Annotated in this window: 9 protein-coding genes; 2 read left to right on the top strand and 7 right to left on the bottom strand. The window is 58.1% G+C overall.

The genetic code is table 11. From position 1 onward, the window contains the following. Positions 1–387 precede the first annotated feature (387 nt). The 4 genes from C2E19_RS15215 to C2E19_RS15200 are packed head-to-tail and all read right to left on the bottom strand — an operon-like array spanning position 388 to position 4,178. A complete protein-coding gene (locus tag C2E19_RS15215; protein ID WP_129393757.1) occupies positions 388–1,473 on the bottom strand; it encodes a polyamine ABC transporter substrate-binding protein in 1,086 nt (361 codons plus the stop codon). Positions 1,474–1,528: 55 nt separating this feature from the next. Next, positions 1,529–1,873, bottom strand: coding sequence for a cupin domain-containing protein (locus tag C2E19_RS15210; protein WP_129393755.1), 345 nt, complete (start codon positions 1,871–1,873; stop codon positions 1,529–1,531). Between the two features lie 30 nt (positions 1,874–1,903). Then, complete coding sequence (locus tag C2E19_RS15205) at positions 1,904–3,310, bottom strand: FAD-binding oxidoreductase (protein ID WP_129393753.1); 1,407 nt, start codon at positions 3,308–3,310, stop codon at positions 1,904–1,906. 52 nt (positions 3,311–3,362) lie between these two features. Further along, on the bottom strand, positions 3,363–4,178 hold the full coding sequence (locus C2E19_RS15200) for an AraC family transcriptional regulator (RefSeq protein WP_129393751.1): 816 nt from the start codon (positions 4,176–4,178) through the stop codon (positions 3,363–3,365). Positions 4,179–4,441: 263 nt separating this feature from the next. On the opposite strand from C2E19_RS15200, the gene C2E19_RS15195 reads away from it, so the two are divergent. Then, the gene (locus C2E19_RS15195; RefSeq protein ID WP_129393749.1) at positions 4,442–4,714 is read left to right on the top strand and encodes a DUF1652 domain-containing protein; all 273 of its coding nucleotides are present in this window, start codon (positions 4,442–4,444) and stop codon (positions 4,712–4,714) included. 50 nt (positions 4,715–4,764) lie between these two features. On the opposite strand, the gene C2E19_RS15190 is transcribed toward C2E19_RS15195, so the two are convergent. After that, positions 4,765–7,239 (bottom strand): UvrD-helicase domain-containing protein, encoded by a 2,475-nt coding sequence (locus tag C2E19_RS15190; protein ID WP_129393746.1) that lies wholly within the window; start codon positions 7,237–7,239, stop codon positions 4,765–4,767. A gap of 277 nt (positions 7,240–7,516) precedes the next feature. Here C2E19_RS15190 and C2E19_RS15185 point away from each other — a divergent pair, with 277 nt between their 5' ends. Next, positions 7,517–8,212 carry a pirin family protein gene (locus tag C2E19_RS15185; protein WP_129393744.1) on the top strand — a complete coding sequence of 232 codons (696 nt, stop codon included), beginning with the start codon at positions 7,517–7,519 and terminating at the stop codon, positions 8,210–8,212. Between the two features lie 125 nt (positions 8,213–8,337). Here the strand turns inward: C2E19_RS15185 and pgm are convergent, their stop codons facing one another. Both pgm and C2E19_RS15175 read right to left on the bottom strand, forming a co-directional pair. Further along, on the bottom strand, positions 8,338–9,984 hold the full coding sequence (gene pgm, locus C2E19_RS15180) for a phosphoglucomutase (alpha-D-glucose-1,6-bisphosphate-dependent) (RefSeq protein ID WP_129393742.1): 1,647 nt from the start codon (positions 9,982–9,984) through the stop codon (positions 8,338–8,340). A 106-nt stretch (positions 9,985–10,090) separates the two neighbouring features. After that, on the bottom strand, positions 10,091–11,512 hold the full coding sequence (locus C2E19_RS15175; protein WP_129393740.1) for a PLP-dependent aminotransferase family protein: 1,422 nt from the start codon (positions 11,510–11,512) through the stop codon (positions 10,091–10,093). Positions 11,513–11,524 lie beyond the last annotated feature (12 nt).

Here is an 11,524-nt window from a genome sequence, read left to right as displayed (position 1 = left end):
AGATAGTCCTATCACTCGCCCAATGAAGGCATCGGAAACCTGACACAATTTGAAATCTGACGTAAAGCATTTTTTTGAGATCAAATTGAACTGTTTGATGGAACTGCCGTAAACAAAGCGCGCGCCGACGAAAGAATGTTTTAAACGGTAGAGAACTGCCTAATTGTCTGACGATTTTCTATTTAATTATTAAATATGGGTAAGTTGTTTTTTGTTAGGCGCGTCTCACTTTGCTGCACTTTAATAGTGCGATGCCAGTGTATTGATATCAGCCACCACCCCACTCAAAACTGTAGGAGCTGACGAGTGCAACGAGGCTGCGATCTTTTGATTTTGCATTTAACGGCAGATCAACAGATCGCAGCCTGCGGCAGCTCCTACCGGGGGTCAGCTACCTGTGCGGATTTTGTTCCAGACGCGGGTGCGGATGCGGTCGATGTTCAGCGGCATTGCTTCCAGCGCGAACAATTTGCCCATCATTTCCGGACTCGGATAAACCTTGGTGTCGTTCTTGATTGCCGGGTCGATCAGGCTGTCGGCCTGCTCGTTGCCGTTGGCGTAGTGCACGTAGTTGCTGACCCCAGCCATCACGTCCGGGCGCAGCAGGTAGTTCATGAACGCATAACCGGCCTTCTCGTCCGGCGCATCCGCCGGCATCGCCACCATGTCGAACCAGATCGCGGCGCCCTCCTTGGGAATCGCGTAACCGATGTCGACGCCGTTCTTGGCTTCCTTGGCGCGATTTTCCGCTTGCAGGATGTCACCGGAGAAACCGACAGCAACACAGATGTCGCCGTTGGCGAGGTCGCTGGTGTACTTCGAAGAATGGAAATAGCTGACGTATGGCCGCACCTTCATCAGCAGCGCTTCAGCTTTCTTGTAGTCCTCAGGATTTTTGCTGTGCGGCGGCAAGCCCAGATAGTTGAGCGCCGCCGGAAGCAGTTCCGGGCCATTGTCGAGAATTGCCACGCCGCACTTCTGCAGCTTTTCCATGTACTCGGGCTTGAAGATCAAATCCCAAGAGTCCACCGGGGCGTTGTCGCCCAGCACCGCTTTGACTTTGGCGATGTTATAGCCGATACCGGTGCTGCCCCACAGATACGGGAAACCATGCTCGTTGTTCGGGTCGTTGACCTGCAAGGCCTTGAGCAGCACCGGGTTGAGGTTCTTCCAGTTCGGCAACTGGCTCTTGTCGAGTTTCTTCAGCGCCCCGCCCTGAATCTGCCGGGCCATGAAATGGTTGGACGGAAAGACCACGTCGTAGCCGGATTTGCCGGTCATCAACTTGCCGTCGAGGGTTTCGTTGCTGTCGTAGACGTCATACGTGACGCCGACGCCGGTTTCTTTCTGAAAATTCTTCGTGGTGTCTGGCGCGATGTAATCGGACCAGTTGTACACCTTGACCGTTTCCGCCGCCTGGGCGAGGGAAACGGCAAGCATCAGCGGTGCCAGAGCAAAGGTTTTGCGGATCATGGGGCGATTCCTGTTGAGGTTTTTTTTGTTGGCAGGCAATCAAAGGATCAAGCAATCAGAAAATCAGCACGTAGGTCTTGCGCACGGTCTCCTGGATATCCCAGATACCGAGCGAGTTGGCTGGCAACATCAGTGCGTCGCCACCTTGTATGTGCAGGGTTTCGCCGCCACCGTCCGGGGTGAACGTGCAGCGCCCGGAAATGAAATGGCAGAATTCCTGGGCGGTGATCTGCCGGCGCCAGCGTCCGGGCGTGCATTCCCAGACGCCGGTTTCGACGCCGTCGTCGCGCTCGACGCTGGTGGTCGAGGCAACCGCGACCGGTTCGCCCAGCGGCACGGCCACCGGATTGGATTCGTCGAGTTTTAATGTCGCGGTGTTCTTGAACTGCGTAATGCTCATGGTCGGACCTGTCTATTCAATAAACGACGTTCAGTGCATGAAACCTTCCATGAAGCTCGCCACCTGGCTGGCAAGCTTGCGCCGCCATGGCGCGGTCGCCGGGTTGGCCAGGGTCTGGTCTTCGTGGACAAAACTTTTGATGATCGCGTTGTAACCGAGCCAGCGGCACGGCTCCGGCTCCCACGCGCGCAGCGCATGAATCCCGCCGTCGGGCAGCACCCATGGCTGCTGAGTCAGTTCGCTGTCGCGCTCCAGAATCAGATCCGCCAGGGTGCGACCGCCAAGATTGCTGGCGCCAACGCCCTCGCCGCCATAACCGCCGGACAACGCGATGCCGTTAGCGCGATCGCAGAGCATGTGCGGCTTGAAGTGCCGGGACATGCCGAGGTTGCCGCCCCAGGCGTGGGTGATCTGCACGGTTTTCAGTTGCGGGAACAGCTCGCCAAACAGATAACGGCGCAGTTCGACTTCATCGCGGGTCAGGTCAAAGTTGTGGCGCAGCTTGCCGGCGAACTGGTAGCCGCCACGGGCGCCGAAGATCAGGCGATTGTCGGCGCTGCGCTGGCCATAGGTGACCTGGCGGCTGAACTCGCTGAACGCTTGCCCGCGATTCAGCCCGATCTCGTCCCAGGTGGCGGCAGATAACGGCTCGGTGGCGACGATCAGGCTTTGCACCGGCAACTGATAGCGACCCAGCGGTGGCAAGGTCACCGAATAACCTTCGACCGCCGGCACAATCCAGCGACTGCGCACGCTGGCCTTGGCGGTGCGCAAGCTGCCCGCCTGCCAATGGGTGACCGGGCTGTTTTCGTAGATTTTCACGCCCATGTTCTGCACGGTCCGCGCCAGACCACGCACCAGTTTGGCCGGGTGGATGGTCGCCACGTGCGGCGCATAGATGCCGCCATAAGGCTTGGCCACGCGGATCTGCTGCGCCAGTTGCTCGGGGCTGAGCCAGCGGTAATCGTTGTCGGTCAGGCCTTGGGCGTGCAGTTTGCTCAGGTAGTCGCGCAGCGTGGCTTCCTGTTCCGGATAGCGCGCAGCACAGTAAAGAACACCGCCCTTGCGGTAGTCGCAGTCAATGCCTTCGCGCTCAAGGACCACCTCGACTTCATCGGGGATGCTGTGCAGCAGGTCGAACGAGGCGCGACGCCGTTCCGGCGACAGACCGGCCAACAGCCGATCCTCGCCGAGCAGATTGCCCATCAGCCAGCCGCCATTGCGGCCGGAAGCACCGAAGCCGGCGGTTTGCGCCTCGACGATGGCGATATCCAGGCCAGGAGCCAGTTTCTTCAGGTAGTACGCCGTCCACAGCCCGGTGTAACCGGCGCCGATGATCGCCACGTCGACGTCCAGGTCCCGCTCAAGCTCAGGCCGCGCAAGCAACGGCTCATCGAGTTGATCCATCCACAAACTGATAGTGCGCCACGCCGGCATGCAAGACTCCGCCACTGAAAACCTTCGATGGCGTCGATCCTAGTGCGTGAGTTCAGCCGATGTCTTGCGCGCGTGTCCGCAAAGAAATTTGTTTGGCGTAAGCCTTCGGTGACTGGCCGGTGTGCTGACGGAAACAGCTGTAGAACGCTGATAGCGAATTGAATCCGGCGGCGAACGCCAGCTCATCGATGCGCAACGGCGGCGCGGCATGGTCCAAAGAACGCAGCAAATGCTGCAGGCGCGCCTGATTGACGTAACGGTAGAAGCTTTGCCCCAGCACCTGATTGAGCAGGTAGGAAATCTGATTGCGACTGTAACCGCATTCCTTCGCCACCCGTTGCAGGTCGAGTTCGGGATCAAGGTAAGGCTGCTGTTTTTCGAAATACTGCTGCAGATCTTCGGCCATGAAGCTTAACTGGCGTGGCGACAAGCCCAGGCGACTGACTGCCGGGCGTTGGTTCGCCGCCGTGCTGCCACTGCTTTGCGTGCGCACCAGCGAAGCATATTCGTTGACGCGCCAGATCAGCCCGTCCTTGACCGTAATCGCTTCGCTGGAACGAAACGACACCAGGCCATCCCCGCCCCGCAGCGTGACTTCGTATTGAATGAACGCGGTGTTGCCGTCGACGCGAATGCGGTCGCAATGCTCGAGCAGTTCGTCGGATTCTCGCGGCATGCTGACGCGCACGTACTCGCGCAACTCATCCAGGCCAAGTACACGGTTCTGGAAGAAATCGTTGTACTGAATGTCCCGGTGATACAGCGCCATCACGCTGTCCAGGTCCCGATGCTTCCAGCTCAAGTGGTAGCGCATGACCGTGGCGGCCGTGGCTTCGGTCTGATCGGGGCCGTCGTCGTCGGCGTGCATAAAAGGCTCAGTGCAAAAGAATCGAGCTTGCCCAAGTTCGACACCGGCAGCAATGGCTAATCGATAGTGGCCATCTGGCGCTCTCGCCAACGAGCGTGACCTACATCAAAAAAATCAAAGCAATCGCCAAATGAACTGAAAATTCTCACAGGAATTTCACACCGGGATGCTACTTTTAATGGCAAGCACCGGTTGAGCCAATGAAGGCTCTTCCCACCTAACATGAGCAAACGGAAGCGCTCGATGAAGAAGGCGGGCAACACATGAATAAAGGGTCAAGCAAAGTCACGTTCCCCAACGCTTGCCAGCTGATGCGCTGGCATTTTCATCCCATGGGTTTCGAGGCGACGATGGATGCGCCGGGCAGCATGATTGCCCGCCTGTTCGATCGAGTCAGTGGCGAAACGATGATCGCCATCGCCGGCATACCGTGCGCCACGGTGATGAATGCCGCTGATGTCGAGCGAATTATTGAGGCTGTGGAGGACGAATTGGACGCCTTTGTACCTCCAGAGTCTTTTAGGAGTTACGCATAAGCTACTGATTTACAATAAGAAAGCCCGCATTTATGCGGGCTTTTTTGTGGCTAGGCGGTGTGTTTTTCCGGTCGATGGTCGGCGAAGAACGCTTTGCCTTTGGCCACCCGGTCGGACGCCCGGGGCATGTTCACGGCTTGGGTTTCCTGCGGCTCGACGTACCAGTAGCAGTGACTGACGGCGCGGGTGATACCGACATAGGCCAGGCGCAGGATTTCGTCCTTCTGCGCGGTATCGTAGGGCTCGTTGTCGCCATTTTTGCCCAGCCCGGCCATGCGGTAGACCTGATTCTTGTAAGGCGAACTGGTCAGATGCTGACAATCGCCCAGCAGGAACACTGCATCAGCTTGCAGACCCTTGGCGCTGTGGTAAGTCAGTTGCTTGAGGCGGCGAGCGCCATACGGCAAGCTCGAATCAACATTAACTACAGTCTGAATATGCTCTTCAATCAATAGCTTATCGCTGCTTTTTCGATAGAGCATCAAGATTGAATGACCTTGGCGATAGTGTTCGGCCAAGCGCTGCCCCAAGGCCTGATCATCACGCTGCAGGATGTTGACCGGCTGCAACGATTTCGGCTCGCCGCTGGCCTTGGCCTTCTTGCCGGGAATCGCCGGTGCTGCGCGAACAATATGCTCGGCCGCATCGATGATGTGTTGATGGCTGCGATAGTTATCACTGAGCATCACGCGTGTGGTACTCGGCGAAGGGAACTCCTTGTTGAATTCCATGAAATACGTCGGCGAACTGCCCCGCCATCCATAGATCGACTGCCAGTCATCACCCACGCACAACAACGACGAACGCTGCGCTCCGCGACCGACGTGCATGGCCGGGCCACGGCTGCGGATTTCCGTGAGGCTGGCGCGGATCCACGAGACTATCTGGGGCGATACATCCTGAAATTCATCGATCATCAGGTGCGACAGTGGCCGTAGCAACTCATCACTCAACAGTTTGAGATTCTCTGGCGATTGTTCGCTGAACAGCGCGAACATGCGGTTGTAAGTCATCACCGGCGGTTTCTGGTCGAGCAAATGATCTTCGAACGCCCGCCAGAACAGACTCAGCGCCTCAAAGAAAAACCGGTCCGGGTCGTCCTTGGCAAAACTCATGCGCCCGACAGCGTCCGGAACATCCAGCCCAAGGTTCTCGATAAAGCCTGCAGCGGCGACAAAACAATCGAGTAAAGGCGCCGATGCCAACTCGCCTTTGACCTTGTAGTCGAACCCTGGCCCCGCACTGGCATCGCCCGCCAAGGTCGCCAAAACGCGCTTTGAAGACTCGTAACTATCCAACCATATCAATGGCTTACGGCAGAAAGCTTGAAACAGGGTGCGCTTTACTGCCCACTCCGCCCGCACCGACAGCTTGGCGTTGGGTCGGCAAACCTGAGGGTTTTCACGGGGGTCGAAGCCAAGCACTACCCAGGCATCGAGACTCGGAATATAGCCGTGGCAATGGAAGGTCGAGCCATTGATATCAAAGGTCTGCCGCTTCGGCTCAATGCCTTTGATTGGCCAGGCACCGGCGCGCAACCACAGATCTTCGATCGCGTCGCACAGCTCGTCGTCGCGCTTCGCTGCCAGCTCGGTCACTGCCATGCGTTTTTGCACGTCAGGATGATCGCGCTCCAGCTCCTTGAGCTGCAAACCGGCACGCGACAGCGGTTGAATCAACTGGCGGAAACGCTCGTCCTCGCTGAACAAACGGTGATAGCAGGCGTTCAACTGTTGGCGTTGCGCATCGTTGATACGCAGGTCGAACGGATTGCTATCAACCTCTTCTTCGCCGCCCTGCGGCCGCAGGCTGAGGTTTTCAAATGCCTGCAAACGCTCGAACCCGGGCAGACTGCGAACCATCGGCAAGATCCGCGAATGAAAGGTTCGCACCAGTTCGCGCGCCTGCTTCAGGCTGAGTGCCTGACCCCAGAGTGCGAACAGTTCGATCAACTTATTGATGAAATCCTTGCGCGACTCGCGGGTGAAGGTCACCACGGTCATCGAGTCCAGCTCGAATCCGAGGTAATGACTCAGCAGCAGGATGCGCAACACCAGCGTGGTCGATTTGCCGGCGCCAGCGCCAGCGACCACGGAGGTCGACGGCGTATCGCTGAAGATCATCTTCCATTGCGCTGCGCTCGGCTGCGCATGCTCCGGCAACAAACGCGCGACATCGGCCTTCATGCGTTTTTTCAGCTCGGCCGTCAGCGGCAGGCGCCAATCGTCGAACAGGTGATTGTCGACACTGGGCGGACGATGCTCGGTGTTGCGACTGTCGCGGATCAGCAGGACTTGCCGGCCCTCTTCCAGACCTTCGAGCTTGCCTTCTTTATAGCCATATTCGACGCCAGCGGTGTGCCCGCTGCGAAAGCCATCCGCCTGACCGTGCAGCCACGATGCACGGTGCTGCGCACGCAATCGGGTCAAGCCGTGGCCGAAAAAGCGCGCGGCCAGACGTTTGAACCATGGCATCTCGGCCAGGGGGCGAAGTTCGGGAGGAAGATCGGGGGTGTGTTGCGCCACGCTGACGGGCTCCAGTGTGTGAGGCTGTTGCGGCTATGGTGTCTGTATTTGCCGTTGAGTTCTAGCGAAATGCTTACAGGTCATTGGTTTAGACGATCAATTGAAGGTAGGACAAGACGATTTTGATCGCCGCTCTCATCAGTCATTTAGATAATAACGCCGCACTTTTTACGCTTTTTATCGATGGTTAACTGATAGATGATCGCCGTCATAAACCAACGGTCTCGCGTCGGGTGCAAGCATCGCGCCCCATGACGAACCTTTTGAGGAGACGATCATGCTTGAACTCAGACCTTTCAACTCGCTGGGCGGCGCCCATCACGGCTGGTTGGATGCCCATCACCATTTTTCGTTCGCCGAGTATTACGATCCGCAGCGCATGAGCTGGGGCAACCTGCGCGTGTGGAACGACGACATCATCGCCGCGGGTACCGGTTTTCCGCAGCATCCGCACCGCGACATGGAAATCATCACTTACGTCCGTGAAGGCGCGATTACTCACCAGGACAATCTTGGCAACAAGGGCCGTACTGAAGCGGGCGACGTGCAGGTAATGAGTGCCGGTACCGGCATTGCGCACAGCGAGTACAACCTGGAAGCGCATGACACCAAGATTTTCCAGATCTGGATTTTGCCCACCGAAACCGGCGCGCCACCTTCGTGGGGTGCAAAACCGTTTCCAAAGGGCGAGCGGGAAGGCTTCGTGACATTGGCCAGCGGCAAGGACGGCGATGACCAGAGCCTGCGCATTCGGGCCGATGCACGTTTGGTCGCGGCGAATATCAAGGCTGGGGAAACCGCAGAGTATCGACTCGATGAAGGGCGTCGCGCCTATCTGGTGCCTGCAACCGGTGTGATTGAAGTCAATGGCTTGCGTGCACAAGCTCGAGACGGTGTCGCGGTAGCGCATGAGCAGGTGCTGACCGTCACGGCGATTGAAGACAGTGAAATCGTCTTGGTGGATCTGGCTTGATCGCTTGAACGCGAGCCACAAAAAAGGGGCAACCGTGACGGTTGCCCCTTTTTTATCTTTGCTTTGCGAACTTCGTATTTTGGGGAGATTTATCCCCTCTCTACTGGGTTATCTGCGGGCTCGGATCATTTGGTCGAAATAGCGCCATCCACCAATGTCTGCGCTTCGGCCACCAGTTGCTTGAGGTGGTCGTCGCTGACGAAGCTTTCGGCGTAGATCTTGTAGATGTCTTCGGTGCCGGATGGACGCGCTGCGAACCAGCCGTTTTCGGTCATCACTTTCAAGCCACCAATCGCCTGATCGTTACCCGGTGCGTGGCTGAGGATGCTCTGGATCTTCTCGCCTGCCAGTTCAGTCGAAGTCACCTGCGCCGGCGACAGCTTGCTCAGCAGGGCTTTCTGCTCCGGGTTGGCCTTGGCGTCGACACGCACCGAGAACGGTTCGCCCAGTTCATCGGTCAGCGCGCGATGAGCCTGGCTTGGGTCACGGCCAGTGCGGGCGGTCATTTCAGCCGCGAGCAAGGCCGGAATCAGACCGTCCTTGTCAGTGCTCCAGACACCACCGTCCTTGCGCAGGAACGAAGCGCCGGCGCTCTCTTCCCCGCCAAAACCCAGCGAGCCGTCGAACAAACCCTCGGCAAACCATTTGAACCCAACCGGCACTTCGTACAAGCGACGGCCCAGACGCTTGGCTACGCGATCGATCAGACCGCTGCTGACCACGGTTTTACCCACGGCAGCGTCGGCACGCCATTGCGGGCGATTCTGGAACAGGTAATCAATCGACACGGCCAGGTAGTTGTTCGGTGCCAGCAAACCACCGGATGGCGTGACGATACCGTGGCGGTCGTGATCCGGATCGCAGGCAAACGCGACGTCGAAACGTTCTTTCAAGCCGATCAAGCCTTGCATGGCGTGGCTGGACGATGGGTCCATGCGAATCTGCCCATCCCAATCGACGGTCATGAAACGGAAAGTCGAATCGACCTCCTTGTTGACCACGTCCAGATCCAGACGGTAATGCTCGGCAATCGCCGACCAGTAGCGCACCCCTGCTCCGCCCAGCGGATCAACGCCCAGACGCAATTTGGCGTCACGGATGGCATCGAAATCGATGACGTTGATCAGGTCAGCAACGTAGGTATTCAGGTAATCGTGACGATGGGTCGTGCTGGCCTTGAGCGCCTGCTCGTAGCTGATGCGCTTGACCCCGGCCAGCTTGTTGGCCAGCAGTTCGTTGGCCTTGGCTTCGATCCACTTGGTGATGTGGGTATCGGCCGGGCCACCGTTGGTTGGGTTGTATTTGTAGCCACCGCTTTGCGGCGGGTTGTGCGACGGGGTGATGACGATGCCGTCGGCCAGGCCCGAAGTACGGCCACGGTTGTAGCAAAGAATCGCGTGGGAAATGGCCGGCGTCGGGGTGTACTCGTCACCCTCGGCGATCATCACGGTTACACCGTTGGCCGCCAGCACTTCCAGCGCACTGGCGCCGGCCGGGGTCGACAAGGCGTGGGTGTCGATGCCGACGAACAATGGGCCGGTAATGCCCTGGGCTTCGCGGTACAGGCAGATGGCCTGGCTGATCGCCAGAACGTGCCATTCATTGAAACTCAAGTCGAAGGAACTGCCGCGGTGTCCGGAAGTGCCGAACGCCACTCGCTGAGTAGAAACCGATGCATCAGGCTGGCCCGTGTAATAGGCCGTTACCAGTCGCGGGATATCGACCAACAATTCTGCCGGTGCCGGTTTGCCCGCAAAAGGACTGAGTGTCATGCAAAACCTCTGAGATCGAGTGGTTCAGGAAATACAGCGCAGTTTACTGGCAGTTTGACCGCAGTGCGATGGGATGTATCCGGATCAACTCAGATGTTTTTTAACGTCAGTCTCCGGGAGCAAGTCGCAGCGCGTCAGCCACCCGTCCGACCACATCAGGCAGATCGAGATCACTGTGACTGATCGGGCTCAAGCGCAGGTGATGTGGATAATGGCCATTGAGGCTGAACAGCTCGCCGGGAGCAATGACGATCTGTTGCCTGAGCAAGTGCTGGAACACTTCACTCATGTCGACCCGGCGAACCGAACGTAACCAGAGGGTTGCGCCACCTTGCGGCTCGACAATCTCCACCGCATCGCCCAGACGCTCACGCAGCAAATGATTCAACTGCGTTCGACGCTCCTTGAGCAGACGGCGCAATACCTGCAAATGCTGGTCGATGCGGCCACTGGTAAACAACCGTGCGAGGGCTTTCTGGCGCGTCGCCGACAATCGAAATGAACGCAGCAGAAAATGCCGTTGCAGCTCGGTGCGCCATTGCCGCGACAGGACGAAACCGTATGGCGCTTCAACACCGATGAGTCTGTCGAAAGCCGAAAATACCAGCAGCCGATCAGGATCGAGCCAGTCGCGCAGGCGCTGAACGCACGGCTCGTCAGCCAACTCGCTGCTGCAGTCATTCTCCAGCACCCAGGTGCCATGGTTGGCCAGCAGGTGCGCAATCAACTGCCGATTGGCGTCGGGTGCGAGACTGCCGTGGGGCAAACTCAATGCCGAAGACAGCAGGATCAATCCGACCCGCTCGGACTGAAGCAGCGTCAGCAGTTGCTGCGGATCGAGTTGGCCATCGGCCTGCAACGGCAATTCGATAACGCGTACCTCCGCGGCTTCCAGCAGTCGCAGGATCATCCAGTCGCAGGGTGATTCGACCAGCACCGTCACGCCGCGCAATTGCAGCACGGCGATCAGAATTTCCAGTACCGAACGCAGATCGGCGCCGACATAAACGTCATCCGCATGCCAGCAGTTAACCGGCGAAACGGTATATCGCGCGGCCAGCACCGTGCGCAGCTCCAGCTCACCACAGGGCTGGGCCAATAACTGCGGCTGCCGTGGATACTGGCGCAGCAGCTCGCGTTCGAGCATCAGCAAGGGACTGTCCAGCGACTGCAATGAAGCCGGCTCATCCGCACTCAATACACACATCCCTGGTCGTCGCGCGTTGCCATATACGGCCTCAAGCACATCACTGGCGTTACCGGATGGCACCATGAGCGCGGACGCCTGGGCGTAATAGCCGGACTTGGCGACCGAATAGACCCGCCCTTCTTTCTCCAGCAACGAATAGGCGTACTGAATAGTCGAGATCGAAACATTCAAACGCTCTGCCAGTTGCCTCAATGAAGGTAAACGCACTGCACAGCCACTGACAGAGGCGTTGATCAATACGGTCAGGTAGCGATAAACCGCCTGATAGGCGAAATCATTTTCCCGCTGAGGCTTCGTGGGTGTGTTTGCGCGAGTCATTGCGCAGCGACT

This window comes from Pseudomonas sp. DTU12.3 (assembly GCF_004124275.1).
Lineage (GTDB): Bacteria > Pseudomonadota > Gammaproteobacteria > Pseudomonadales > Pseudomonadaceae > Aquipseudomonas > Aquipseudomonas helmanticensis.
Note: the sequence above shows the minus strand (reverse complement) of the source record. Positions and strands in the feature narration are given on the sequence as shown.